Here is a 25,791-nt window from a genome sequence, read left to right as displayed (position 1 = left end):
GTTTCAGTCCTCGAGGGCCTGGTAGAGCGTGGTCCAGAAGTCGTGCATGAGCCGGACCGAGTCCGGCGTGGACGCTCCGACCTGAGTACAGAGGATGCCGATCAGGTCATTGGCAGGGTCGGCGTACGTCGATGTCCCGCTGCCGCCGTCCCAGCCGAACTGGCCGACCGGGGCGTAGTCGCCGCGGAACGTCCGGACCGCCATCCCGAAGCCCCAGCCACCGTGCTGTCCCTGGCCGAACGAGATGTGCACGTTGTCACGGGCCATGGCCTCCCGAGCGGCCAGCTGCGCTGCCCCGAGGCGGTTCGTCGTCATCAGCTCGACAGCGGGCCTTGAGAGGATCCGCTCACCGCCGTGAGTGCCGTGGGCGAGCAGCATCCGGAAGTAGGCGTGGTAGTCGTCCGCCGTCGAGTTCAGGCCACCGCCACCGCCTTCGAACGCCGGTGGCTTGCTGTGCCGACCGCCTTCGGCCTCGTCCCAGACGTGGAACTCACCAGTCGTCGGGTCCGGTGCGTACAGCGGCGGCAGCCGGTGCAGTTCCTCGGCAGGCACGAAGAAGCCGGTGTCCCGCATGCCCAGCGGGCCGAAGACCCGGTCCTGCAGGAAGGCTCCGTACGACTGACCGCTGACCCGGGCGACGAGCACCCCCAGCAGGTCGCTGCTGATCTGGTACTGCCAGCGCTCCCCCGGTTGGTGCATCAGGGGCAGGGTGCCCAGGCGGCGCATCCACTCGTCCGGCTCCGGCATCGGTTCCGGCAGGTTCGGCGTGATGCCCTGTTCGAAGACCGCGCCCATGATCGGCGTTCCCAGCACGGTCATGTCCATACCGAGCCCGAAGGTGGAAGTCAGCACGTCCCGGACTGTGATCGGCCGGTTGGCCGGGACCGTGTCGTCGAGCGGTCCGTCCAGTTGCCGCAGGACCTGACGGTCGGCCAGCTCGGGCAACCACTGGTCGACCGGGTCGTCGAGCCGCAACCGGCACTCGTCCAGCAGCACCATCGCCGCCGAGACCGCAACCGGCTTGGAGGTCGACGCCATCCGGAAGATGGTGTCGCGCTGCATCGCCGGACCGCCGTCGTGGCGCGTCGCCCCGATGGTTTCGACATGCGTCTCGTTGCCACGGCTGACGAGTGCGACCACTCCAGGAATCTTCCCGGACTCGACAGCCCGGGCCAGTACGTCGTGCAGCCGGCGCAGCCCGGCCGGCGAGAAGCCACGCGTGGAGGTGGTCATGTCGGTACTCCTTCAGTTGAGCGGATTGGTGTTTCAGCAACCGAGCCGGTCGGCGACAACAGCAAGCACCTGCCGGAGATCCCGTGCTATCCGGACCTGCAGCCCGAGCTCGGCGAGGCCCGGGGCGAATCCCGGATGCTCCGGCAGCACCCGGTGGACGCGATGCGTCACCCGGGTTCCCTCGGGGACGGCGTCGACAGTGTGGACACCGCCGTACCAGCTCTGCACAGCCAGCCGATGCCGGGTGTGGTCGACCTGGATCCGTACCGGCTCCAGTGGCCCGGCGAGCTCGGTCCGGTAGTAGCCGGCCTCAGAGACGACAGTCATCGCTCCTCGACGTGCTGCTGAGGCTCTGGCGAGCACCAACAGGTTGTCGTCGCCGACGCGCCCATCGGCCACGGCAAGCAGCAACGCGGCCACCGCCGACGCAGATGCGGGAACCGTGTCCCGCACTTCCCACTGAGCGGGCAGTGCGTCCAACTCATCGAGAAGTGCCGGCGTGGTGTGCATGACAGAACTGTCGGCCGGGCCACCAGGGCCGAACAACGCGCGCTGCGGCTCCCGGGACACGGGATACGCACCTGAGCTGCGCATTCGCCGTAGCGACCAAGTGTCCCGGGACGGGACGGGACAGCTCAGGTCGTTCGGGACAGGCCGTCTTTGGAGCGCGCAACGAAGTGTTCGAACCCGTTCGCGGTAGCGAGGTCGAAGGCCGCCTGGAAATGCACTGCGGCTGTTTCACGGTCACCAGTGGCCAGACAGGCCTCGGCGTACGGCAGGTGGACGCGGACCAACCGGTGCGGCTCGCCGGACTGTTCGAGGATCCTCCGCGCCTCCGCAAGCTCGGACGCCGCTGCCTCGGCGCGGCCCAGGTGCAGCAGTGCGACAGCCACGTCCATGAGGCTGACCGCTTCGAAGATGGGTTGATGGGTCGACCTGTTGGCCGCTACCGCCTGCTCCGCATAGTCGAGTGCACTGTCGGCATCTCCCTGGCCGAGTGCCGCCCGGCCCAACACTTCGAGGCACATCCGCTCCGACTGGCGATCCAGCGCGCGGGCCGTCCCGAGGACGGCGGTGACCACGGCCCGCCCTTCGTCGTACTCTCCCAGATCCACCAATGCCTGTCCGAGTACGGCGGACAACCGCACGCGAACCGCATCCGCGGCGGGGAGCACCTCCGCCTGGCGGACCAGATCGGCCGCGGCGGCCGGATGACCGACGTACAGCTGGATCTCCGCGAGTTGCAGCAAAGCGAGTCGCTCACCGATGAGGTCTCCCTCGGCGGCCAGCAGTCCACGGGCTACCGCCAGCTGAGACGTCGCCTCGGCCAGCCTGCCGATCCGCAGCAGCACGGCACCCCACAGGTAGTGGTGCGTAGCGAGAAGTGCGGAGTCTCCCAGTCGCTCGGCCGCGGGCATGCTGTCTTCGAGCAGAGCGCACAGGTACGCCGCACCGCCGCGGCGTGCGTGGGAGATCGTCGCCAGCTGAGCGAGCCCGACCGCTGCTCCGTCGAGGCGCAGCTCCAATGCAACCGCGAACACTGCTGTCAGGTTCGCCCACTCGTTGTCCATCCAGTCGACCGCCTCCTCGACGTCCGGCAGGTTCGGGACCACCGGCGGCGGCTGCAGGACCGGAACTGGGATCTGGATGACGACCTTGAGCCGGTCCTTCACGGCTCGCAGGCCGCTCAGGTAGTAGTCGGCCAGGCGAGCAATCGGCGGTACCGGATCGGCCGCTGTGTCGTCGGCTCGCGCGGTCTGCCGGAGCATGTCGTGCATGCGGTACCTACCCGCGGCCGGCTCCTGCACCAGATGGACATCGACCAGGTCCTCCAGCAGCGAGCGGGCGTTGGCCAACGGAATGCCGGCCAGCGCCGCCGCGCCGTACGCGTCGATGTCCTCACCCGGCACCAGCCCGAGCAGCCGGAACATCCGCCGTTGCGCGGGATCGAGCTGCCGCAGCGACATCTCGAAAACGTCGGTCACCACCAGCTCTCCGTCACGCAGCCTCTCGATCAGAGTGTCGAGTGTCCAGGACGGTCTGTGCCGCAGTCGCGCCGCAGCGACCCGGATGGCCAGCGGAAGGTTCCCGCAGTGACGCAGTACCTCGTTGACATCGCCAGGCCGGCTCCCACCCGCGGAGTCGAGGAACAGCCGCGCAGCGTCCTCAGCAGGCAGCACATCCAGCGAGATCGGCAGTACGTTGTCCAGCTCGACCATCCGCCGCCGACTGGTGATCACCACGAACGCCGGTCCCGCGCCGGGCAGCAGCGCACGCACCTGCCCACCATCGGCCGCGTTGTCCAGTACGACGATCGCCCGCCGCCCAGCCAGCTCCGAACGCCACAGTGCGGCCCGCTCGGCCACACCATCGGGAATCCGGCCAGGCTGCACACCCAGCGTCGCCAGCAGCACCCGCAGAGCTTCGGCCGGCTCGACTGCGTCCCGACCCGGTGTGAATCCATGCAGATCCAGGTACAGCTGCCCGTCCGGGAAGTCAGCGGTCAGCAGATGCGCGGCGTGCACCGCCAGCGCAGACTTGCCCACACCACCCATACCGTCGATGGCGACGACCGACCCGCTGCGCCCTGCGGCAAGGAGCGCCTCCAACTGGCCTTGCCGCCCCGTGAAGGCGGTGATGTCGTGCGGCAGCTCGTTGCGGATCTGCGGTGCGATCGGCGTACTCGCGGGCGCACCGTCCTTCGCTCGCTCCCACGCCTCGCGCAGCGGCCGGGGGTCCCGCCCAGTCACCTTGCAGAGCGCGATGACGGTCGGCCACGGCGGCACCGCCTGCCCGGCGAAGTACCGCGACAGCGACGAGCTGCTGACACCGGCGTCGCGGGCGAGCTGCCGCAGGCTCCGGCCGGACAGATCACCCAACTGCCGTAGGGCCACCGTCAGCTCATCGCGCACCGGCTCATCCTAGAGCCGGTGCGATTGCGGCGCGCGTGACGTGGTGAACGCGATGCTGGGGAATAGGGTTGGAGCGTGGAGCTGCGGCAGATGCGGTACTTCGTTGCGGTGGCGGAGGAGCTCCACTTCGGGCAGGCTGCCGAGCGGCTGTACATCTCGACGCCGACGCTGAGCCAGCAGATCAAACAGCTCGAACGCGAGGTCGGTACGACGTTGCTGATCCGGCACAGCCGGGGTGTTGAGCTGAACCCGGCGGGCCAGGTCTTCCTGGCTCGCGCGCGGGAGACGCTCCAGGCGGCCGGGCTGGCCTTGAAGGACACACGCCGGGCGGCAGGGCTGGACGAACCGCTGCTGCGGCTCGGACTGCTGAACGGCGTACCGGGGTGGTTGCCGGCGGCTCTCGAACAGCTCGCGGCCGAGCGGTTCCCGGAGAGCACGGTCACGCTGGAGGCTGGCACCACCACCGAGCAGGTCCGGATGCTGGCGGCAGGTGAGATCGACCTCGGCCTGGTCCGCCTGCCCTTGACGTTGCCGCCAGCAACGAGTTCGGAGATTCTGGCCGAAGAGGAGCTCGGCGTCCTGATGGTCGCCTCGCACCCGTTGGCGAGTGCCACCGAGCTGACCGTCGAGGACTTGGCCGACCTGGAGCTGATCTGGATCCCGCGCGCCGCGGCTCCCGAGTTCCACGACGACGCGATGCAGCGTCTGGGTAGCGGCCTGCGGCTGAGCGCCATCACGATGAGCCATTCGCAACTCCGGTCGGCACTGCTGGTACGGCGGGCTGCGATCAGCCTCGGGTCACGCCGCGCGGCGACTCCTGATGTGGTGTGGCGCCCACTGAGGGGCCGCCCGCTGATCGCCCAGTACGCCGCGATCTGGCGCACCGACTCGCGTAACCCGGTCCTGCAAGCGATGACCGTTAGCCCGGGACTAACGCCTGTGAGGCAACAAGTCGTGGTGGACTGACGGCCTGCCTGGTTGGCTCATGGCATGCGCAAAGAACACGTAGTGGTCGTCGGCGGCAGCTCCGGTATGGGTCGTGCACTCACCGCGGAACTCGTTGCCCAGGGCAGCGAAGTCACTGTGGCCGGCCGCTCCCTCGACCGGCTCGCCGCGGTCCGGCGCGAGCTCGGCGTCCGGACCGTCGCCATGGATCTGCTGGTCGAGGACGACATCGCCGGGCTCTTCGCGACGACCGGCCGGATCGACCACGTCGTCACCACAGCCGCGGATATCCGCGGCGCCTACCAGCCGATCAGGGAGTACGACGTGAACTCGGCCCGGCCGGCGATCGGCTCCAAGTTGCTGGGCCCACTGCTGCTCGCCAAGCACGCAGCCCCGGTGCTCGAACCCGGTGGCTCGATCACCTTCACGTCGGGCATCGCGGCGTACCGGCCGGGGCCTGGAGCATCGTTACTGGCGGCACTCAACGGCGCGCTCGCCTCGCTCGCCGCGGCACTCGCGGTCGAGCTCGCGCCGCTGCGGGTCAACGTCGTGTCGCCGGGCTGGGTGGACACCCCGATCTGGCAGGACGTCGCGGGCGACGCCGCTCCGGCCACCCTGGCCGCCATGGCGGCCCGCCTGCCGGCCGGGCGGATCGGTCGCACCCAGGACATCGCGGAAGCGATCATCGCCCTGCTGCGTAATGGATTCATCACTGGCACCGTCCTGCACGCCGACGGCGGACACCGGCTGGTCTAGGTCGCGGGTGCTCCCGGCAATCCTCTGTTGCCGGGAGCAACTAACTGGTTCAGGGACGCCCGAAGAAGTCCGGGGGCTCCCAGTAGTAGACGCTCTGGATCTGGACCGGCTTGCCGGACCGCGGCGCGTGGATCATCCGGCCGCCGCCGAGGTACATCGCGACGTGGTGGATGGTGCCGGGGTCATCGGGATCGATCGACCAGAAGATCAGGTCGCCCGGCCGCAGTTCGTCCTCGTCGATGTGCTTGGTCTGCTCGTACTGCGCCACGCTGTAGTGCGGCAGCTGGATACCGGCCCGCTTCCAGGCGCCCATCATCAGGCCCGAGCAGTCCCAGCGGGACGGACCGGTGCCGCCCCAGAGGTACATGTCGCCGAGCTGGGACAGCGCGAAGTTGATCGCAGCGCTCGCGCCGCGGCCCGAGCCGCCGTTCCCACCGTTGCCCGGGCGTTCCCGCGGCGGCTTCTTCTTGCCCGGATTCTTCTTACCCTGCTCACGTTCGCGAGCCTCCTCGGCCCGCTCCCGCGCCCGTTCCCGCGCGCGCTCGGCGGCCTCGCGGGCCTCGCGGGCCTCGATCTTGCGGCGCAGCTCGGCAGCCTTCTTGGCGGCAAGTGCGGCGGCGCGCTGTCGCGCAAGCTCCTCGAGCCCCCGCTGCCGCTGTGCGGCGACCTGTACGGACGTGTTCTGCAGGACGGCCAGCTGAGCGATCGACTTCTGCCGCTGGACACCCATCGCGGTCACCGCGGCGGACTGCGCGGCCTCGGCCGCCTCAGCCGCCTTCTTCGCCTTGGCAGCCGCTTCGGTTGCGTGCTTCACCTTGGTGACGGCCTGGTCGGCCTGCACCTTGAAGAGGTTGGTGACGACCTGGTTCGCCGTGTACCGCAGGTACGAACCCTGCATCGCACTCGACACCGTGTGCGCCGTACCGGCCGAGTCGAGCAGCTGCTGCGGCCCTTCCGCGGTGAACAGCGGCGCCAGCTTCGCGATGTCGCCACCACCTTGGTACGACGCGACCGCGAAGCGGCCGATCTGCTGCCGCTGCGTGCTCAGGGTCTTCTCGGCCTTGGTCGCCCGATCGGCAGCCGCGGCAGCTTCCTTCTTGGCCTGCTCCAGCCGGTAGACCGCGCCGTTGTAGGCCTCGTCGGCAATCCCGGACTGGATCCCGAGCTGCTCGAGCCGGGCCTCGGCCGCGGCCAGCTGCTGCTCGATCGCCTTGACCTGTCCGGCCTTGTCGGCAGCGGCCTGCTTGGCCCGCTCGACGGCGGCCTGCGACGGGATCACGGGCGGCTTCGGCTTGGCCTGCGCCGCGACCGGAACCACCATCATCGACCCGGCCAGACAGACCGCCAGCACACCGGAAAGCATCAACTTTCCGGTCTTCCCAGTGCTGCGCATCTGGTCGTTCCCTTCCACCCGGTCACGGTGCCCTTCCCTGGCCCCATGAGCGCTTTTGGTCCTCCTGGACCACATACGTGACACTAGTTGCCTGTGGCCCCATTGGGAACACTTTTCCCACAAGTATCTTTGTTTCACCTGCGTGTCGGCTTGACAAACTACAAGCTTGTAATTCACAAGAAAGCGCCCACCCGACCGGAGTCGGGTGGGCGCTTTGCGCTGAATGGACGGTTCAGCGAAGGGTGAACGAGGCAACGACCGGCAGGTGGTCGGAGGCCAGGCTCACGGGGACAGCAGCTTTCAGTGGGACCAGCTGCGGACTGTGCAGCAGGTAGTCGATCCGGGCGGTCGGGTTACTCGCCTCGATCGTGTAGCCGGGGCCGACGCCGACCTCGACCCAGGTGTCAGCCAGTACGTCGGTCAGTATCTTCATCTCCGGCGTATTCGGCCGCGCGTTCAGGTCACCGACCAGCATCGTCGCCTGCTCCGACGCGCCGAGCAGCTCGACCACCTTCTGCGCCTGCTCCAGCCGCTCCGCGTTGTTGTTATGGGTCAGGTGCGTGTTGGCGAACCGCAGCTCGGCTCCCCGGACCTTCACCGTCGCGACCGCGAGTCCGCGCTGCTCACCGGTCGGGTACCGCGGCAGCAGCGTGTTGCTGAAGTCCTTGATCGGGTACTTCGACAGGATCGCCGTACCGTACTGGCGGCGCGGCTCCCCCGGGTTCAGCGGCGGCAGGTCGAGGTTCGCGGCGTACGCGTAGTGCATCTTCAGCCGCTTGGCGAACCAGGCCGGCTGATCGACCCAGTTGCTCCGCGCACTCCAGTGCCGGTCGACCTCCTGCAGCCCGACGACATCCGCGCCGTTCTGCTCGATCAGGGCCGCGATCCGCTCCAGATCGAGTACGGCGTCGACGCCCGCGCCATGGTGGATGTTGTACGTCATCACGGTCAGGTCCCGGCCCGGCCGACCGCTATCGGGCTGAGCCGCGGCCATCGCGGGAATCGTCATCAGCAACGCGACCAGGCCCACCAACGCGCGCCTCATCGTCCGACGACCAGCCGCGCGACCGCACCCTTGGCGCCCGACGCCCAGCAACCTGCCTGGGTCCCGTGGCCACCGCACTCGACGCTGTCGAAGTTGCCGTCGGAGAACTGCGTCCAGCTCCGGCCACCATCGCGACTGACGTCACTGCCGGACGGGCCGACCGCGATCACCGTGGTCAGCGACCGGCTGACCGACGGTGGCAGGAATGTCGATCCGCTCCGATACCCCTTCGGCGCCTTGTCGGCCGGGACCAGCTTCCAGGTCCGACCACCGTCGTACGTGATCGAGGCGGCCTTGACGGCCTCGGTCGGCTTCAGGAAGTCGCCACCGACCGCGACCCCGAACAGCGAACCACGGAAAGCGAGACTGAAGATGCCGGCCGCCTCGCCACTGGCCATCGGCGAATCGGACACCGTCCAGTGCCGGCCACCGTCGAACGTGCGGAAGACCCGCGGCCGGTCACCGCCGCCGGTCGCGAACCACGCCGTACGACCGGGTCCGGCGACCAGGCACGTCCCGCTCGCGGCGAACGCGAACTCACCGGGCAGTGCCGCCGGCATCCCGGCGTTCGACTGCACCTTCCATGACTTGCCGCCGTCCGAAGTGGCAGCGATCCGGAACTTGCCGTCCACCGGGTCACTCAGCGCGAGCCCACGACTCTTGTCATTGAAGGCGATGCAGTCGTAGAACGCCTTCTCGTCGGTATTGCGGAACGTCTCGGTCCAGCTTTTGCCGCCGTTCGCGGTCCGATAGACGCGCGAGTCGGTCCCCGGTCCGATCGACAGGATCACGGCCCGCTGCGCATCGAAGGCCTGCACATCACGGAACTGAACGGTCTCCGCACCGGCCGGGCTGACGTTCTGCCAGTGCTTGCCCCCATCCACGGTCCGCAGCACCTGCCCCGCGGACCCGCCGATCCAGGCGACGTCCTTACTGACCGCCGACAACCCGCGGAACTGCGCCGTACTCCCGGTCGGCGTCACCTCCCACCGGTACGACGGACCACCGGCTGCCTGAGCCGGTGTCAGTTGAGAGAGCACCAGCAGACCTCCTGCCGCGATTGCGGCCACACGCAGGATTCTCATGGGCCGCAATCTAGAGGAGTATCAGGCCGCCGTCAGCTTGAAGGACTGGTCCGCGCCGCCGTTGCAGGTGGACTGCACCAGTTGAGTCTGGTCGGCAGTCGAACCGCCGGGCACGGTCAGGCACTTGCTGGTGTGCCGTACGACGAAGTGGAAGAAGCCGCCGCCTTCGGAAACTGCCTGCCACTGCTGGTTGGTTCCACCGCCGTACGTCCACAGATGCAGACCGGCGTTGTCGTTGGTCGAGACACCGGAAACGTCGATCACCTTGGTCGCGTCGTTGCGGTTGTTGACCCGGGTGAACCCGTCGGTGGTCGGGTTGAACTGGAAGTTCTGTGCGGTGGTCGCGTTGCAGCTGTACTGCTGGACGACCGTGCCGTTGGCGGTACCGGCCGCGCGGGCGTCGATGCACTTGCCGTTGGCCTTGTTCGAGACCGAGTACCACGCACCAGGAGCCGGCTGCTCGACCGGCGGCGTCGTACCGCCCCCACCGAGCCACTTCAGCGCGTCCATCGTGAACTGGTTCTGGGCCGCACTGTCGAAGGTCGACGAGGTCCGGGTGTTGGTCTGGTAGTTCATCGCGTTGTGGCCCCAGTTCGCGTAGATGACCTTGAAGTTCTTGTTGGTCCACGCGATCGGGTAGTAGCCCGACGTCCAGATGTTGCCGTTCTGGGTGCCGACCGGGAAGCTCGACGGGTCGATCGAGGCGAGCACCTGGATGTTCGGGTTCTGCCGCAGGTCGTTCTGCCAGCTGTACCACTCACTGACCGACGACCGGAACGTCGCGCCCGTGTTCACCAGTGACGGGTGCGAACGGTTCTCGGTCCGCAGCGTGACCGCGGACGGCAGCCAGGTGTTCGAGTTGAACCGGCCGGTGCCGAGCAGCGTGTTGTTGAACCACGGCCAGCCCTGGCCGGCGTCGTTGTAGTTGGTCACATGGAAGCCGAAGAAAGCGCCGCCGTTCTCCATGTAGCGCTGGAACCCCGTCTGCTGCGATGCGGCCCACGGCCGGTTGTCCAGGAACATCACCACCTGGTACTGCGAGGCCTGCAGGTTGTTCAGCCGGTTCCAGTCGTTGGTCGCGGTGTAGGTGAAGCCGTTCTGCGCGCCGAACTGCGGGAACCGCTGATTGGCCTCTTTCACCCAGTCGTTGTGCGCCGCGTCCTGGGTGTTGCCGTCGTAGAAGGCCAGCACGTTGAAGGTCGCTTGAACTTGGGCGGCCGCGGAAGTCGTCAGCCCGGCCACCGTCAGGAGCAGGGCGAGGATGAGTGCGGGCAGGCGGAAGCGAGCGGAAGGCATGGGGCGGTCCTCTCCGGAGGGCGATCCCGGAAAGGGCATTCCGAGACGTCGGGACTTAAATTAACTCCCGACGAAAGTCCTGTCCAGAGCTCATCGACTGACTTCCCAAAACACCGAGCAGCCGCAACTTCTCGGCGCTCTCGCTGCCCGGCTCGGCGGTGAAGACCACCAGGATCTGCTGCTGGTCGGCGTTGTTGATCACCTCGCAGTACAGCTCCAGCTCGCCGACGACCGGATGCCGGAACTGCTTGGTCCGGCTGTGCGCCGGGATCACCTCGTGCCGGTCCCAGATCTCGGCGAACTCGGGGCTCTCCTTCTGCAACGTGCTCACGATCGAAGCGGCGTACGACTTGGGTCCATCGGCGGTCGCGGTGACCCGGATCAGCGAGACCAGCAGCCGGCTGTGCCGGGACAACTCCGGCTCCTGGTAGAGCGCCCGGCGCTCCGGGTGCACGAACCAGCGGTACACCTCGCTGCGTTCCATACCCTCGAAATTCGTCTGCTCACCGGCGAACGCGATATGGGCCGGCGTCTGCGCGACCGTCTCACCACAGCGGTTCAGCAGCAGCGCGGGCGTGTCCTGCAGGCGGTCCATGATCCGCAGCATCCCGGGGTCGACGTGACACGCACGCGTCGTCCGCGGTGGGACGCCGTGCCCGGCAAGCACGAACAGATGGTCCCGCTCCTCCAGCGTCAGCCGCAGCGCCCGAGCGATCGCGCCGAGCATCTCCACCGACGGCTGCGGCCCCCGGCCACCTTCCAGCCGGCTGTAGTAGTCGGTCGACATCGACGCCAGTACGGCGACCTCCTCGCGCCGCAGTCCCGGCGTACGGCGTCGTCGGCCGCGAGGCATCCCGACGTCCTCGGGCTGCAGGGCCTCCCGGCGTTTGCGGAGGAAGTCGGACAGATCGGCGTACTCCATGTCTTCAGTGTCCCTGCCGCACCGGAGTTATCCACTGCCTGCCGAGCAGTGGTTACACCGAGCCTGGTTGCCGACGGCATCCGCTTCCAGGCTGGAGCCATGAAAACCACTGGCAACACGATCTTCATGACCGGCGGTACGTCGGGTATCGGCCTCGAGCTCGCCCGCCGCTTCCGCGACCTCGGCAACACCGTCATCATCAGCGGCCGCCGCAAGGACCTCCTCGACCGCATCGCCGCCGAGGACAACCTCGAAGGCATCGTCCTGGACGTCGCCGACCCCGACGCCCTCAGCACGGTCACCACGAAGTACCCGGACATCAACGTCCTGGTCACGATGGCCGGCATCATGCGTGACGAGGACCTGCACACCCCCGACCTGGCCGTCGCCGAGGAAACCATCGCGATCAACCTGCTCGGCACGATCCGCGCCATCGCCACCTTCACCCCGCACCTGCTCCAGCAGCCCGACGCGGCGATCATCACCGTCTCGTCCGGCCTGGCCTTCGTCCCCCTGGCCCTGACCCCGACGTACAACGCCACCAAGGCCGCGGTCCACAGCTACACCCAGAGCCTCCGCCTGCAACTGGCCGACACCGGCATCCAGGTGATCGAACTGATCCCACCCGCCGTCCAGACCAACCTCCTGAACGGCGCCGACCCTGACCCCACCTGGATGCCTCTGGGCGAGTTCACCGACGAGTCCATCGCCCTGCTCCAGCAGAACCCCGACGCCCACGAGATCCTCGTCGACCGAGTCCACTTCCTCCGCGCCGCCGAACGCGAGAACCGCCACGCCGAAGCCGTGGCGATCCTCAACTCCCACTAATCGGCGAGCGCCTGCTCGATCCGCTCGACCTTCGCCGTCAGCTGCCCCGTGTACCCAGGCCGGATATCAGCCTTCAGCACCAAACTCACCCGAGGCGAAACCGCAGCCACCACCTCAACCGCCTCCTTCACCACAGCCATCACCTCATCCCACTCCCCCTCGATGTTGGTGAACATGGCATTGGTCTCATTGGGAAGACCGGAGGCGCGAACAACGCGGACAGCCGCAGCCACCGCCTCGCTCACGCCCCCGGTCTCATCACCCGCCAACGGACTGATACTGAACGCAACGATCATGCATCCAGTTTGTCAGCCCCTCCCTCTTCAGCGGCGCGGCGTTCGGCGCCGGTGGTGGTGAGGAGGGGCTTCTCCTTGATGAAGAGGACGGCGATGAGGGCCAGGACGGCGAAGGGGACCGACATCATGAAGAGGTCGGCGGTGGCGTCGCCGTAGGCGTTTTCGACGACCGTGCGGACGGCGGGCGGGAGCTCGGCGACATTCGGTACGACGTCGCTCTCGCCACCGGCCGCGCCGCCGGGGTTGAGGCGGTCCAGGATCTGGTTGGCGAGGATGGCGCCGAGGACGCTGACGCCGATGGTGCCGCCCATGCTGCGGAAGAAGCTGACCGCGGAGGTGGCTGCGCCGAGCTGGCTGGCCGGTACGTCGTTCTGTGCGGCGAGGACCAGGTTCTGCATGACGAGGCCGATGCCGATACCGAGGACGAGCATGAAGGCCCAGAGCAGGTACTTCGAGGTGTGCGCGTCGATCGTGCCGAACAGGGCCAGCCCGATCGGGAGCAGCACGCTGCCGAGGACCAGGTAGACCTTCCACTTGCCGGTCTTCGTGATCAGGCCACCGGCGACCGTTGAGGCACCCATCATGCCGATGATCATCGGCAGGCTCATCAGGCCGGCCTTGGTCGGCGAGTAGCCCTGCGCGGTCTGGAAGTACTGCGCGAGGAACACCGAGCCACCGAACATCGCGACACCGACCAGCGCGCTGGCGACGATGGACAACGTGACCGTGCGGTTGCGGAACAGGTCCAGCGGAATGATCGGCTCCGGGTGCCGGCGCTCGACGAACACCGCGGCAACCAGCGCGACCAGCGCCGCACCGACCATCAGGAAGCTCCAGCCGGACACCCAGTCGAACTTCTTGTCGGCGAAGGTGACCCAGATCAGCAGGGTGCTCACACCGGCCGTGATGAAGAACGCGCCCCACCAGTCGATCTTGGCCTCACGGCGTACGGTCGGCAGGTTCAGGGTGCGCTGCAGCAGGATGATCGCGGCGATCACGAACGGCACACCGATCAGGAAGCAGGCCCGCCAGCCCAGCGGCGAGTCGACCAGGAAGCCACCGAGCAGCGGCCCACCGACAGTGGCCGACGCGAAGACCGCACCGAAGACACCGGAGTACCGGCCGAGCTCACGCGGCGGGATGATCGCCGCCATCACGATCTGCACGAGCGCGGTCAGTCCGCCGCCACCCAGGCCCTGCAGGACCCGGCTGCCCAGCAGCACCTCGATGTTCGGCGCGAAGCCGGCAACCAGCGACCCGACCACGAAGAACCCGAGCGAGAGCTGGACGAGCAGTTTGTTGTTGTAGAGGTCGGCCAGCTTGCCCCACAACGGCACGGTGGCCGTCATCGCGAGCAGCTCCACCGTCACGACCCAGGTGTAGGACGATTGACTCGCCTGCAGGTCGCTGATGATCCGCGGCAACGCGGTCGACACCACGGTGCCGGCCAGGATCGCCACGAACAGCCCCATCATCAGACCGGACATGGCCTGCACGGTCTGCCGCGGCGTGAGCGTCGCGACGGAACCGGCCCCCTCGGCCGAGGTCGTCGTCATGAAGAACCTTTCTGGTAGTCAGGGTCGATGCCCTGAGCAAGTAGTTGGAACGCTGCGTCGACAAGGTCGGCGGGTGCGGAGTCCGGAGCGTCCTTGTGGAGCTCGACGGCGACCCGGCAGGCCGTCCCGGCCGCGCTGACGATGAGCCGCGCCCGGAGCGGGTCGCCGATCCGCTCGGTCAGCGCCGCGGACAGCTGCCGCTCGTCGTCCATACTCGACAGCATCAGGTGATAGAGCAGGCTGGGCGACCCCATGATCAGCTCACCCCGCCGGCTCAACTCACCTTCGGCCATCAGGTCCCGCAGGACGTCGCGCACGATCAGCCACATCGTGGTCAGCGGCGACTGCTCGGCCGGCGCCGTTGCGATCAGCTCCAGCGCGCTCTCCAGATGCGCGGGATTGCGCCCGAGGATCGCGTACTCCTTGTGCGGGAAGTAGTTGAAGAACGTCCGCACCGAAACATCGGCCGCCTCGGCGATCTCCTCGGCCGTGACGTTGTCCGGCCCCTTCGCCAACGCCAGCCGCAGCGCGGCATCCGTCAGCGCCGCCCTGGTCTGGAGCTTCTTCCGCTCCCGTAACCCACCCTCACCTTGACTCACCCGAACAGGGTAGGCAGATTCTTGCAGTCACTGCAAACTATTATGGGATGCAATTTTGCAGCTCTGCACGAAGGGGCAACCGTCACTCTAGGCGCGGACCGGCGACATGCCGAATGTATTTCACTTCCGTGATCACTCGACTACGGTGCGTGGAGTGACTTTCGAGACCAATCCGTCCGCAATGACCCGCCGCCGGTTCGCCGGCCTGACCGCCCTCACCGCGGCCGCCGCGACCGGCCTCACCCGGATCGGGCCGGCCCATGGATCAGACACGGCCGCGCCGTACGTTCCTGCTCTCGTCGTCGGTACCGGGTACGGCGCCGCCGTCACCGCGCTGCGGCTCGGCGCGGCCGGGATCCGGACCACGATGATCGAGATGGGCCAGTTGTGGAACACCGCCGGAAAGGACGGCAAGGTGTTCTGCTCGACCCTGAACCCGGACCGCCGGTCGATGTGGTTCCACCGCCGGACCAAGGCACCACTCGACACCTTCCTCTGGCTCGACGTGGTCAACCGCGACCTAGGGACGCCGTACGCCGGGGTCCTGGACCGGATCGACTACCCGAACATGGGCGTGTACGTCGGTCGCGGGGTCGGCGGCGGTTCGCTCGTCAACGGCGGGATGGCACCGACTCCGCAGCGCGCGTACTTCGAGAAGATGCTGCCGCAGGTGGATGCGGACGCGATGTACAAGCGGTACTTCCCGCTGGCCCGCCGGATGCTCGGCGTGAACACGATCGATCCCCGCTACCTGGAGCAGACCCCGGTCTACAAGTACGCGCGGGTCTCCCGGCGGCACGCTCATCAGGCCGGCTTCCGGACGAGCGTCGTACCGAACGTCTACGACTTCAACTACCTGCGGCGGGAGGAGAAGAGGCAAGCGCCGCGGTCGGCACTGGCCGGTGAGGTGATCTACGGCAACAACCACGGCAAGCAGTCGCTGGACAAGACCTACCTCGCCGACGCTCTCGGCACCGGCAACGTCACCATCCGCACGCTCACCCGGGTGACCACGATTCGCAAGCAGGGTAAGGGTTATCTGGTCGGACTCGAGCAGATTGATGCCTGGGGCAAGGTGGTCCGCCGGAGCGAGATCTCCTGCGGATCCCTGTTCCTCGGCGCCGGCAGCATCGGTACCACCGAGTTGTTGCTCAGGGCAAGAGAAACCGGGACGCTGCCCGACCTACCGGCCGCGATCGGCAACGGCTGGGGCACCAACGGCAACGTGATGACGGCCCGCGCCAACCACCTCTGGGATCCGACCGGCACCCTCCAGTCGACCATCCCGACGCTCGCGATCGACAACTGGAACCATCCGAAGTATCCGTCGTTCGCCGAGATCGCTCCACTGCCGGTCGGTCTGGAAACCTGGGCCAGCCTTTACCTCGCGATCACGGTCAACCCCGAGCGCGGCCGCTTCACCTACAACCACAACTCCGACCGCGCCGATCTGCACTGGTCAGCCGGCCAGAGCACGCAGTCACTCCGGTCAGCCCAGTTCTTGTTCGACAAGATCAACAAGGCGATCGGTACGACGTACCGGCGCGACCTGTTCACCGGCAACCGAGCCTTCGCCGCCGACTTCTGCTACCACCCGCTCGGCGGCGCCCTGCTCGGCAAAGCGACCGACAACTACGGCCGCGTCCGCAACCACCCGGGCCTCTACGTCACCGACAGCTCGCTGATCCCGGGCAGCCTCGGCGTCAATCCCTTCGTCACCATCACCGCTCTGGCCGAACGCAACATCGCCCACGTTCTCGCCAGCGACCTGAAGCGCCGATAGGTTCAGCGACCGGGGAGGTGCTGGTGGACGAAGACCGCCAGCTGGGTCCGGTCCCGGAGGTTGAGCTGGCTCAGGACGCTGGAGATGTGACTCTTCACCGTGCCTTCGGAGATGACTAGATCCTGGGCGATCTCGCGGTTGTTCGCACCGGCCGCCACCAGTCGCACCACTTCACGCTCGCGGTCGGTGAGGCGGGCGAGTGCGGCGGGTGGCTCGGCCGGAGCCGATTCCCGCGCCGTCGCGGAAAGCGCGGCGACCACCTTGGCCGCGGCCGCCGGGGCCAACTGCAGGACACCCCGGCAGGCCAGCCTGACGGCTTCCGCGAGGTCCTGAGCCGGGAGGTTCTTCAGCAGGTAGCCGGTGGCGCCAGCCTGCAACGCCCTGGTGACGTGCTCGTCGTCATCGAAGGTCGACAGCACCACGACCTTGACGTCCGGCCAGCTGCGGACGATCTCCGCCGTGGCCTGTACGCCGTCCATCACCGGCATCCGGACGTCCATCAGGACCACGTCGGGGGCGAGCTCGGCCACCAGTCGCAAGGCCTCGGCGCCGTCCGCGGCAGTCGCCACCACCTCGATCCCGGGCTGCCGCTCCAGAATAGCGGTCAGTCCGTCCCGCATCAGTTCCTGATCATCGACGATCAGCAGCCGGATGTTCTCACTGGTCCCCATCGGCCCTCGCCTTCCTTGCCCGGGTCCGGGGAATCGTGACCGCCATCCGCGTCCCTCCGCCTGGTGCGTTCGTCAGCACCAGCCTGCCACTGACCAGTTCCAGCCGTTCCCGCACGCCTCGCAGACCGTTGCCGGCACCGGCCGGCGGACCGATACCGTCGTCGTCCACCGTCACCGAGGCACTCGCTTCGGTGAGTTCGACGACCACCCGTGCGCGGCTGGCCCGGGCATGGCGCTGCACGTTCGTCAGGCCTTCCTGGACGGCTCGGTACAGCGCCACCAACTGCTGTCGCGAATAGTGTTGCTCATCGCCGGTGACCTGCAGACTGAGGTCGAGTGGCAGGACCTGCAGGTCTGTGACCATGCCGCGCAGAGTCGGCTCCAGCAGGAACGGGGCCTCGTCCCTCCGGAGCGCGCCGACCGACTCCCGGACGTCGGACAGCGCTTGATCCGCGAGCCGTTTCGCGTTGGCGACCGCGGCAGACGCGGCCACGGGATCCTCGGCGACCAGCAACTGGGCCTTCTCCAGCTGGACACTGACCACAGTGAGGTAGTGGCCCAGGCTGTCATGGATGTCGCGGGCCAGCCGGTTGCGTTCCTCGATCGTGGCCAGCTCGGCGACGCGACCCTGGGACTCGACCAGCTGACGATGGGAAGCGCCGAGATCATGGAGCAAGCGCTCGGCCCGCTCTCTGCTGGTTCGCTCCCGCCGGACCAGCACAGCGGTGGCGGTGACCAGCACGAGCGCGATCGCGAAGAGCATGTAGCCGTGCAGCACGTCCGGATCCGTCCGCCACTGCGGCTTGTTCACCGCGAACCGGACGGTGAAGAGGCTGAGGATGACAGCGCTGACGATGAAACCGGCCCGAGCTCCCAGCCAGAACACTGCCGGAAACGGCAGCGCGAAATAGAGCAGCGAGGCGATGGTCTGCCCGTCCAGCTGCGCGACCAGCTCGATCATGCCGAGCTGCGCGACGATGGCACCGGCCGCGAGGGCCGCCGGCGGGCGATCGCCGTACTGCCGGCCGATCAGCATCTGCAGGATCAGCAGCCCCGCCGGAGTGACCACCAGTACGACGGTTGCCCAGGTCAACGAACTGAAGCTGCTGATCGCCATCAGCAGGCAGCTGACGCCGACCAGCACGGTCATCCAGGTGGACGCAGGCAGCAGCGGCCGGTGGGTCGACCGACCCCCGACTGACAGGCTGTTCACCGCTCGAGTGAGCACCTCCCCAGTGGAGCACATCACCGCCAGCGCCGTCATCGGACACCCGACCCCACCCGCCCCGACCTCCGACCTAGGCCGGAGGTCGTAGTACCGGCGGACGAGCGACAGGGCAAGACCGGCCGTCCAGCAGATGCCCGCGCGGTGCCGCCGTTCCTACGCTGCAGGAGTTGGCCGGCCGACAACACGGCCGGACCGAGTAGGAGGCCTGGGGCACATGACTGACAACCAGCAAGAGACAGCCGAGACCGGCAAACCGGCTCGACGATACGGCCGGCGGGCCATGGTCGGCGCGGCCGCGGCCGGTGCGCTGGTGGCCGGCACGGCAGGTGCCGTCGGCGGCCGGCTCACTGCGGATACCGGCCCGCGGATGACCGCGGCCCCGGCCGACGGCGCGAGATTCGCCGGCAAGGTGGTCCTGATCACCGGCGCGACCTCGGGTATCGGGCGGGCAGCTGCACAAGCCTTCGCCGCCGAAGGCGCCAAGGTTGCGTTCTGCGGGCGCAGGGAGGACCGCGGCCGGCAGGTGGAACAGGAGATCCGGGCAGCGGGCCACGAAGCGACGTACCTGCAGGCCGACGTCCGGGTCGAAGACCAGGTACGCCGCTTCGTCGACAGCACCGCCAGCCGCTACGGCCGGTTGGACGTCGTGTTCAGCAACGCGGGTATCCACGGCGTCAGAAAGCTTCACGAAGTCCCCACCGCCGAGTGGGACGACATCCAGGCCACCAATGTCCGGGGCGCGTTCTTCACCCTCAAGCACTCGATCCCACACCTGCTCAAAGCGGGCGGCGGCAGTGTGGTGATCACCGCGTCCATCAACTCACTCGCCGTCAGGCAGGGGTTCGCGTCGTACGGCGCCAGCAAACACGCACTCCTCGGCCTGATGCAGGCCGCGGCCCTCGACTACGGTGCCGACGGCATCCGGGTCAATGCCGTCCTGCCGGGGATCGTCGACACGGAAATGGTCCGCAAGGTCGCCGGCATCGACAACGCCCCCGAGAGCGTCTACCGCGCGGGCATCGCAGTCGTCGCCCGCTCCCGGGCACCAGCCGCCGGGCGCATCGGCAAGCCCGAGGAGGTCGCCGCGTTCGTCGTCGACCTCGCCTCCGACCGCTACCCGTTCATGACCGGTTCGGCCCAGGTGATCGACGGCGGCGCCACCGCCATGCTCCCCTGACCCGATAGAATATGTGCAGAGCCTCCGTCGCAGACTTCCTGCGGCCGGAGGCTTTTGCATATGACGATTCTCTTGTACCGAGCCGCAATCCCCGACCTCCGCGGCGACGCCGTCCTACCCCTCAACCTGCTGCGCGACCAGCACCCCGACCTCTACGGACGCGAGGCGGAGAAGTATGCCCACCGCCCAGCCGCGATGCTCGACCCGGTGCACCCACTGGGCTGCACCTGGGCCGACGTCGTGTTCCTCTCCCCGGTCCACCCCGCTCCGCTCTTCGAAGCCCTGCACGAATCCGGCCGCATCGGCCGCGTAGTCCTCGACTACTGGACCCTCGACGCCGACCTCCTCGACCCGGCCAACACCTGCATCCTGCTCAAACGCCACAACGCCGCGCCGCAACCCCCTGGGGACTTCATCCCCTACTCCCCCGCGACAGTCGCAACCCTCACGCAACCTTCCGAGCAGGCCCTGCAGCGACTACGAACCCTCAACCCCACCGAGCCACTCTTCCCCTGGGCCGACATCCCCCACATCCTGCACCGCGGCCCCCTACCGGTCAGCCTCTTCCGCACCGATCAATACCCGCCGGCTCCGGTGAGCTGAGGCTCGATGCCGAAGACGTCGGGGATACCCGGCCCCTTCGGTGGGATACCGATCACCACCTGAAGCTGTTCGAAGTACATCACCGCGTTGCTGTACGCGCGGCCCTTCACAGCGAGGGCCGCGCGTGGCCCGGGCGGCCACTGAAGGGTGCTGCCGGGCTCGGCGTGGTAGCTCCAGGAGATGCCGATGGTGGCGAAGACGAGAACCTTGTCGTACGACGACTGCAGGGCGACGACCGGGCCGTCGACGTACGCCAGTGTGCTGGGCTTGTCGGCACCACTGCTTTGGGCCCACATGAACTCGCCGGTGTACGACGAAGCACTTCCCGAGGTGTGGAACGGCGCGAAGGTGAGATCCATCGTCCTGGTCGTCAGCAACTCGGCGAGCTTCTTGACGGCCGCGGCGGGAGACATCTTCAAGCGTGCGAGTTCCGCCTTCGTCGGTGTGCGCAGAGTGAAGTCACCGGGCCGGGGTTGCGTCGTCAGGAACTGCATGACGGTCTCGTCCTTGAGGTTCACCGCGTACTTCCAGCTCCACGGCAACCCCGGACGCTTCCGCTCAGCCAGCGCGGTCAGCCGCGGGAAGTCCTTGGTCTGCAGCTCGGTGTCGACGACCAGGAGTTGCGGAGAGGTGCCCGGCGGGGTCACCGTGCCGACCGTGTTCTTGACCTTGATCGCCGGGATCTTCGTCTTCAGGATCCGGTTGATCTTGTGGTCCATCAGGCGTTGCACACGCAACGGCCCACTCGTCACGGTCTTGATCAGCGCATCGTCGTACTTCGCGGCCGCCCGGTTCCGGGTCGCGAAGTAGTCCTCGACAGCCCGCGTGACCTCATCCTCCGAGATCACCGGCGTCGGGGGCGGAGTCGCCGTACTGCTGCCCGACGGCGACGGCGGAGGCGGAGCGGCGGATTGCTCGCCGGCACCGGAGCACGCCGATACCACTGCGAACACCACGACGGCCGCGACCCACTGTCCCCTCATGCCGACGACCCTAGAGTCGTCCGGTCCAGAACCGGTCCAGCACGCATCCAGTGATCCGCTTCACGCCACCGCCGGTAGAGATGCATAGCATTCCTATGTATATTTGGAGCGTGGACCTGAACGAGCTGGGTGTTGATGTCGTGGTCGCGGCCGCGCGGTTGACGCGGATGGCGAGCCGGGACGTGAGTGCGTTGCCGCATGCGGCGATGCGGTTGCTCGGGCGGCTGGACGAGTTGGGGCCGACCCGGATCAGTGATCTGGCGAAGGCGGACCGGACGTCGCAGCCGACCATGTCCACGCTGGTGCAGCGCGTGGAGGAACAAGGGTGGGTACGGCGCGCGCCGGATCCCGCCGATTCGCGCGCCAGCCTGATCAGCCTCACGAAGACAGGCCTGACCGAACTGCAGCGCGCCCGCCGGGAGGCGGGTGCCGCGGTCGCGGCCAGACTTCGTCACCTACCGGCGGCCGACCTCGAGACTCTCGAGGACGCGGTCGCGGTGATGCACAGGATTCTCACCCTCGATGTTCTGGAGGACTCGCCCCGGTGAGTGGTACGTCGTCATTTCTGAAGCAACCCAAGTCCGTCTGGGCGGTCGCGTTCGCGTGTGTGATCGCGTTCATGGGCATCGGCCTCGTGGATCCGATCCTCAAGCCGATCGCCGAGCAGCTGCACGCCAGTCCGTCCCAGGTGTCACTGCTGTTCACCAGCTACATGGCGGTGATCGGCCTCGCGATGCTGATCACCGGCGCGGTCTCCAGCCGGATCGGCGCCAAGCGCACGCTGCTCATCGGACTGGCCGTCATCGTCGTGTTCAGCGCACTGGCCGGCCTGTCGAACTCGATCGGCATGATCGTCGCCTTCCGGGCCGGCTGGGGTCTGGGCAACGCACTGTTCATCGCGACCGCCCTGGCCACCATCGTGAACTCCGCGGCCGGCTCGGTCGCCGAGGCCATCATTCTGTACGAGGCCGCGCTCGGGGTCGGCATCGCCGCCGGCCCGCTCGTCGGTGGTGAGCTCGGCACGATCTCGTGGCGGGGCCCGTTCTTCGGCGTCGCCGTACTGATGACGATCGCGCTGGCCGCGACCGCCTTCCTGCTGCCGGCCACGCCGCCCGAAGCCCGCCGTACGTCGATCCTCGAGCCGTTGAAGGCGTTGCGCCACCGCTCCCTCGCAACGGTCGCCGTCACCGCACTGCTCTACAACTTCGGCTTCTTCACGTTGCTCGCGTTCACCCCGTTCCCGCTGGCGATGTCGGCGCGGCAGATCGGGCTGATCTTCTTCGGCTGGGGTATCGGCCTCGCGGTCACCTCGGTCTTCGTGGCACCGCGGTTGCAGCGCTGGTTCGGCACCCTGCCGGTGGTGATGACGTCACTGCTGCTGTTCGGTGCCGACCTCGCCTTGATGGGCGTCTTCGCCCACCACAAGGCAGTCCTCGCGATCGGCGTGATCGTGGCCGGCCTGTTCCTCGGCGTGAACAACACCCTGATCACCGAGGCCGTGATGGGCGCAGCCCCGGTCGAGCGCGGTACGGCGTCGGCGGCGTACTCGTTCGTCCGCTTCTCCGGCGGTGCCGTCGCCCCCTGGCTGGCCGGCAAACTCGGCGAAGAGGTCAACATCCAGCTCCCCTTCTACGTCGGCGCCTTCGCCGTACTCCTGGCCGTAGCAGTCCTGGCCACCGGCTGGAAACCCCTGGCCCACCTCCGCCTCCCCGCCACCCACTCCGAACGCGAAGCCGAAGCCCTCACCGCTGCCGACGCCTGATTGGTCCAGCCGAATCCATTCCCGGGCAGGGGCCACGGCAACTAGGGTCGATGAGCATGATGTGGCCTCTGCTTCGTACGTATACCGGCCGGCAGTTGCGGCGGATCGCCTTACCGCTCGGCGGGATCGGCACCGGGACGGTCAGCTTCGGCGGCCGCGGTAATCTCCGGGACTGGGAGATCGTGAACCGGCCGGCCAAGGGCTTCCACCCCAGTACGGCGTTCTTCGCGATCCGCACCGAATCCGCCGACGGCACCGTCACCACCCGCGCCGCCGAAGGCCCACTCGACCTCAGCGAATACGAAGGCGCCCACGGCAGCCCCGCCCAGAGCCACGGCCTACCACGCTTCCGCGAAGCTGAATTCAGTACGGCGTACCCGTTCGCACGACTCTCCTTGCGCGACGCCGACGTGCCGGTGCAGCTCGCCGTCGAGGCCTTCACCCCGTTCGTCCCCACCGACATAGAAGCCAGCTCCTGGCCAATCGCCGTCCTCCGCTACGCCGTCACCAACCCCACCGATCAGCCGGTGACAGTCTCCCTGGCCGGCTCCATCGAGAACTTCATCGGCCGCGACGGCACCATAGATGTTGCTACAGGCAACTACAACACCGGTGCGGCCGGCGAAATGGGGAGAGGCGGTCTCCTCCCCAAACGCCCCGTGCATGGGGCGACCTCCCCAGGAGGAGCCGACGCGGAGCGCGGGACCGACGCGGGGCGCGGAGCGGACGCGGGGCGCGGAGCGGACGCGGGGCGCGGGACCGACGCCTGGAGTGGGGCCGGCGCGAGGAGTGGGGCCGGCGGGGAGTTGCAGGGGACGCGCGTCGATGGGGTGCTGCTGCAGAGTCGCGGTGTCTCCCCCGAGGCCGAGCAGTTCGGGACGATTGCGCTTGCTGTGCTTGACGGGTGGGACGTTAGTCGGCGGACTGGGTGGGCGGATCGGACGTGGGGGGACAGTCTGCTCGACTTCTGGGACGACTTCGGTGCGGACGGGCGACTCGATGAGCGCACCAGCACCTCCGACACCCCGGTCGCGTCGGTGGCTGATCGACGTACCGTGGCTGCCGGCGCGACCGAGCACTTCACCTTTCTGCTCGGCTGGCACTTCCCGAACCGGCGCGCCTGGGAGAAGCCTGACCTCGTCGGCAACCACTACACGACACTCGTGGACGACGCCTGGACCGCGGTCTGCCGCTTCGCACCGCAGCTCGACGATCTGGAACGCCGTACTGTCGCCTTCGTCTCGGACTTCCTTGCGAGCGACCTTCCTGACCAGGTGAAAGAGGCCGCGCTCTTCAACCTCAGCACGTTGCGCACACAGACCTTCTTCCGCACCCCCGACGGCCGGTTCTTCGGCTGGGAAGGCTGTTCGGATCACGTCGGCAGCTGCTTCGGGAGCTGCACGCACGTGTGGAACTACGAACAGGCGACGCCGTACTTGTTCGGCGAGATCGCCCGCTCACTGCGCGAAGTCGAGTTCGCCCATGCCACCGACGACCAGGGCCTGATGAGCTTCCGCGTCGGCCTCCCTCTGGAGACCCACGCCCAGGACTGGCGAGTCGCTGCGGCCGACGGTCAGCTCGGGTGCCTCGTGAAGCTGTACCGCGACTGGCGTCTCAGCGGCGACGACGAACTGCTCCACAACCTCTGGCCGGCTGCTCGGCGAGCGCTGGAGTTCTGCTGGATCGAGGGCGGCTGGGACGCCGATCGCGACGGCGTGATCGAGGGGTGCCAGCACAACACGATGGACGTCGAGTACTACGGCCCCAACCCGCAGATGCAGTCCTGGTACCTCGCGGCGCTCCGCGCATCCGAGGAGATGGCCCGCTACCAACGCGACGACAAGCTCGCCGACGAGTGCCGCCGGCTCTTCGACCACGGCAGCGCGTGGACGGACGAGCACCTCTTCAACGGCGAGTACTACCGCCACGAGATCCGCCCGCCGGCCTCCGCGGACGACGTCGCACCCGGCCTGCGCGAATCCATGGGCGCCGACGACCCGACCAACCCGGTCCTCCAGCTCGGCGACGGTTGCCTGGTGGACCAACTGGTCGGCCAGCACCTCGCCCGGATCGCCGGTTTCGACTCACTCCTCGACCCCGAGCAGGTGCGGACCACCCTGGCCAGCATCCTCCGCCACAACCGGCTCGAAGGTTTCCATGGCCATTTCAATCACATGCGCAGCTACGTGCTGGGCGACGAGACCGCCGTACTGATGTGCAGCTATCCGCGCGGCAACCGCCCCGAGCGCCCGTTCCCCTACTTCAGCGAAGTGATGACCGGTTTCGAACACATCCTCGCCGTCGGCCTGATCCAGGAAGGCCTGGTCGACGAGGGCCTCCAGGTGATCACCGACATCCGAGCCCGGTACGACGGTGAGCGGCGCAACCCGTACGACGAGGCCGAGTGCGGTCACCACTACGCGCGAGCGATGGCGAGCTGGGGCGCAGTCGTCGCCTTCACCGGCTTCGACTACGACGGCCGCACCGGCGTCATGCGCTTCGGCGCCCCCGGCACCCACTTCTGGTCGACCGGCAACGCCTTCGGCACCCTCGACGCCAACGGCCTCCACGTCCGCGAAGGCACCCTCTTCCTCACCTCCCTCAGCCTCCCGGGCGAACCCCCGATCACCGTCACAGCCGACACCCTCACCGCCGGATCTTCCCTCCCGTTCCGCTGATTGTTGTCGGTAACGACACGTCGTGGTCCCGCCGCGGCGA

General features: G+C 67.9%; 23 protein-coding genes. 9 read left to right on the top strand and 14 right to left on the bottom strand.

The genetic code is table 11. The annotated features are described in order from the left end of the window. Nucleotides 1-3: 3 nt before the first annotated feature. From ACFCV3_RS15130 to ACFCV3_RS15120, 3 genes are all read right to left on the bottom strand, one after another. Nucleotides 4-1,233 carry a serine hydrolase domain-containing protein gene (locus ACFCV3_RS15130; RefSeq protein WP_376030469.1) on the bottom strand — a complete coding sequence of 410 codons (1,230 nt, stop codon included), beginning with the start codon at nucleotides 1,231-1,233 and terminating at the stop codon, nucleotides 4-6. 33 nt (nucleotides 1,234-1,266) lie between these two features. Beyond that, complete coding sequence (locus tag ACFCV3_RS15125) at nucleotides 1,267-1,743, bottom strand: hypothetical protein (RefSeq protein WP_376030468.1); 477 nt, start codon at nucleotides 1,741-1,743, stop codon at nucleotides 1,267-1,269. 125 nt (nucleotides 1,744-1,868) lie between these two features. Continuing rightward, nucleotides 1,869-4,145, bottom strand: a complete 2,277-nt coding sequence (locus ACFCV3_RS15120) for a helix-turn-helix domain-containing protein (RefSeq protein ID WP_376030466.1) — start codon at nucleotides 4,143-4,145, stop codon at nucleotides 1,869-1,871. Between the two features lie 75 nt (nucleotides 4,146-4,220). On the opposite strand from ACFCV3_RS15120, the gene ACFCV3_RS15115 reads away from it, so the two are divergent. Together ACFCV3_RS15115 and ACFCV3_RS15110 are read left to right on the top strand one after the other, a co-directional pair. After that, nucleotides 4,221-5,111, top strand: a complete 891-nt coding sequence (locus ACFCV3_RS15115) for a LysR family transcriptional regulator (RefSeq protein WP_376030465.1) — start codon at nucleotides 4,221-4,223, stop codon at nucleotides 5,109-5,111. Between the two features lie 24 nt (nucleotides 5,112-5,135). Then, nucleotides 5,136-5,846, top strand: coding sequence for an SDR family oxidoreductase (locus ACFCV3_RS15110; protein WP_376030463.1), 711 nt, complete (start codon nucleotides 5,136-5,138; stop codon nucleotides 5,844-5,846). Nucleotides 5,847-5,895: 49 nt separating this feature from the next. Here ACFCV3_RS15110 and ACFCV3_RS15105 read toward each other — a convergent pair whose 3' ends face one another. From ACFCV3_RS15105 to ACFCV3_RS15085, 5 genes are all read right to left on the bottom strand, one after another. Next, nucleotides 5,896-7,239, bottom strand: coding sequence for a C40 family peptidase (locus ACFCV3_RS15105; protein WP_376030462.1), 1,344 nt, complete (start codon nucleotides 7,237-7,239; stop codon nucleotides 5,896-5,898). Nucleotides 7,240-7,471: 232 nt separating this feature from the next. Then, nucleotides 7,472-8,284 carry an endonuclease/exonuclease/phosphatase family protein gene (locus tag ACFCV3_RS15100; RefSeq protein ID WP_376030460.1) on the bottom strand — a complete coding sequence of 271 codons (813 nt, stop codon included), beginning with the start codon at nucleotides 8,282-8,284 and terminating at the stop codon, nucleotides 7,472-7,474. After that, a complete protein-coding gene (locus tag ACFCV3_RS15095) occupies nucleotides 8,281-9,369 on the bottom strand; it encodes a WD40/YVTN/BNR-like repeat-containing protein (protein WP_376030458.1) in 1,089 nt (362 codons plus the stop codon). The genes ACFCV3_RS15100 and ACFCV3_RS15095 overlap by 4 nt, the downstream gene beginning before the upstream one ends. Nucleotides 9,370-9,390: 21 nt before the next feature. Beyond that, complete coding sequence (locus ACFCV3_RS15090; RefSeq protein WP_376030456.1) at nucleotides 9,391-10,665, bottom strand: ThuA domain-containing protein; 1,275 nt, start codon at nucleotides 10,663-10,665, stop codon at nucleotides 9,391-9,393. Nucleotides 10,666-10,720: 55 nt separating this feature from the next. Next, a complete protein-coding gene (locus tag ACFCV3_RS15085) occupies nucleotides 10,721-11,587 on the bottom strand; it encodes a helix-turn-helix transcriptional regulator (RefSeq protein WP_376030454.1) in 867 nt (288 codons plus the stop codon). A gap of 99 nt (nucleotides 11,588-11,686) precedes the next feature. Here ACFCV3_RS15085 and ACFCV3_RS15080 point away from each other — a divergent pair, with 99 nt between their 5' ends. Next, a complete protein-coding gene (locus tag ACFCV3_RS15080) occupies nucleotides 11,687-12,415 on the top strand; it encodes an SDR family oxidoreductase (RefSeq protein WP_376030452.1) in 729 nt (242 codons plus the stop codon). Here ACFCV3_RS15080 and ACFCV3_RS15075 read toward each other — a convergent pair. The 3 genes from ACFCV3_RS15075 to ACFCV3_RS15065 are packed head-to-tail and all read right to left on the bottom strand — an operon-like array spanning nucleotide 12,412 to nucleotide 14,866. Further along, on the bottom strand, nucleotides 12,412-12,711 hold the full coding sequence (locus ACFCV3_RS15075; RefSeq protein ID WP_376030450.1) for an MTH1187 family thiamine-binding protein: 300 nt from the start codon (nucleotides 12,709-12,711) through the stop codon (nucleotides 12,412-12,414). The genes ACFCV3_RS15080 and ACFCV3_RS15075 overlap by 4 nt on opposite strands. Next, nucleotides 12,708-14,267 carry an MDR family MFS transporter gene (locus ACFCV3_RS15070; protein WP_376030448.1) on the bottom strand — a complete coding sequence of 520 codons (1,560 nt, stop codon included), beginning with the start codon at nucleotides 14,265-14,267 and terminating at the stop codon, nucleotides 12,708-12,710. The genes ACFCV3_RS15075 and ACFCV3_RS15070 overlap by 4 nt, the downstream gene beginning before the upstream one ends. Next, complete coding sequence (locus ACFCV3_RS15065) at nucleotides 14,264-14,866, bottom strand: TetR family transcriptional regulator (RefSeq protein ID WP_376030447.1); 603 nt, start codon at nucleotides 14,864-14,866, stop codon at nucleotides 14,264-14,266. Before ACFCV3_RS15065 ends, ACFCV3_RS15070 begins: the two co-directional genes overlap by 4 nt. Nucleotides 14,867-15,020: 154 nt before the next feature. Between ACFCV3_RS15065 and ACFCV3_RS15060 the strand changes: the two genes are divergently transcribed. Beyond that, complete coding sequence (locus ACFCV3_RS15060; RefSeq protein ID WP_376030445.1) at nucleotides 15,021-16,649, top strand: GMC oxidoreductase; 1,629 nt, start codon at nucleotides 15,021-15,023, stop codon at nucleotides 16,647-16,649. Between the two features lie 2 nt (nucleotides 16,650-16,651). Here the strand turns inward: ACFCV3_RS15060 and ACFCV3_RS15055 are convergent, their stop codons facing one another. Continuing rightward, complete coding sequence (locus ACFCV3_RS15055) at nucleotides 16,652-17,320, bottom strand: response regulator (RefSeq protein WP_376030443.1); 669 nt, start codon at nucleotides 17,318-17,320, stop codon at nucleotides 16,652-16,654. Beyond that, nucleotides 17,307-18,533: a sensor histidine kinase gene (locus ACFCV3_RS15050; protein WP_376030441.1), complete on the bottom strand. Its 1,227-nt coding sequence runs from the start codon at nucleotides 18,531-18,533 to the stop codon at nucleotides 17,307-17,309. Before ACFCV3_RS15050 ends, ACFCV3_RS15055 begins: the two co-directional genes overlap by 14 nt. A 229-nt stretch (nucleotides 18,534-18,762) precedes the next feature. On the opposite strand from ACFCV3_RS15050, the gene ACFCV3_RS15045 reads away from it, so the two are divergent. Continuing rightward, the gene (locus ACFCV3_RS15045) at nucleotides 18,763-19,725 is read left to right on the top strand and encodes an SDR family NAD(P)-dependent oxidoreductase (protein WP_376030440.1); all 963 of its coding nucleotides are present in this window, start codon (nucleotides 18,763-18,765) and stop codon (nucleotides 19,723-19,725) included. A gap of 60 nt (nucleotides 19,726-19,785) precedes the next feature. After that, nucleotides 19,786-20,328, top strand: coding sequence for a hypothetical protein (locus tag ACFCV3_RS15040; protein WP_376030438.1), 543 nt, complete (start codon nucleotides 19,786-19,788; stop codon nucleotides 20,326-20,328). On the opposite strand, the gene ACFCV3_RS15035 is transcribed toward ACFCV3_RS15040, so the two are convergent. Next, nucleotides 20,301-21,311 (bottom strand): hypothetical protein, encoded by a 1,011-nt coding sequence (locus tag ACFCV3_RS15035; RefSeq protein ID WP_376030436.1) that lies wholly within the window; start codon nucleotides 21,309-21,311, stop codon nucleotides 20,301-20,303. The genes ACFCV3_RS15040 and ACFCV3_RS15035 overlap by 28 nt on opposite strands. Before the next feature lie 110 nt (nucleotides 21,312-21,421). Between ACFCV3_RS15035 and ACFCV3_RS15030 the strand changes: the two genes are divergently transcribed. Genes ACFCV3_RS15030 through ACFCV3_RS15020 form a run of 3 tightly spaced genes read left to right on the top strand, consistent with a single transcriptional unit; the run spans nucleotide 21,422 to nucleotide 25,751 of the window. Further along, the gene (locus tag ACFCV3_RS15030) at nucleotides 21,422-21,859 is read left to right on the top strand and encodes a MarR family winged helix-turn-helix transcriptional regulator (protein WP_376030435.1); all 438 of its coding nucleotides are present in this window, start codon (nucleotides 21,422-21,424) and stop codon (nucleotides 21,857-21,859) included. Then, nucleotides 21,856-23,073 (top strand): MFS transporter, encoded by a 1,218-nt coding sequence (locus ACFCV3_RS15025; RefSeq protein WP_376030433.1) that lies wholly within the window; start codon nucleotides 21,856-21,858, stop codon nucleotides 23,071-23,073. The genes ACFCV3_RS15030 and ACFCV3_RS15025 overlap by 4 nt, the downstream gene beginning before the upstream one ends. Nucleotides 23,074-23,129: 56 nt before the next feature. Continuing rightward, the gene (locus tag ACFCV3_RS15020) at nucleotides 23,130-25,751 is read left to right on the top strand and encodes a GH116 family glycosyl-hydrolase (protein ID WP_376030432.1); all 2,622 of its coding nucleotides are present in this window, start codon (nucleotides 23,130-23,132) and stop codon (nucleotides 25,749-25,751) included. Nucleotides 25,752-25,791: the final 40 nt, after the last annotated feature.

The sequence above is a fragment of the Kribbella sp. NPDC056345 genome, from assembly GCF_042262745.1.
GTDB lineage: Bacteria > Actinomycetota > Actinomycetes > Propionibacteriales > Kribbellaceae > Kribbella.
The sequence above is the reverse complement of the archived record's forward strand: the minus strand, read 5'-3'. Positions and strand labels throughout refer to the sequence as shown.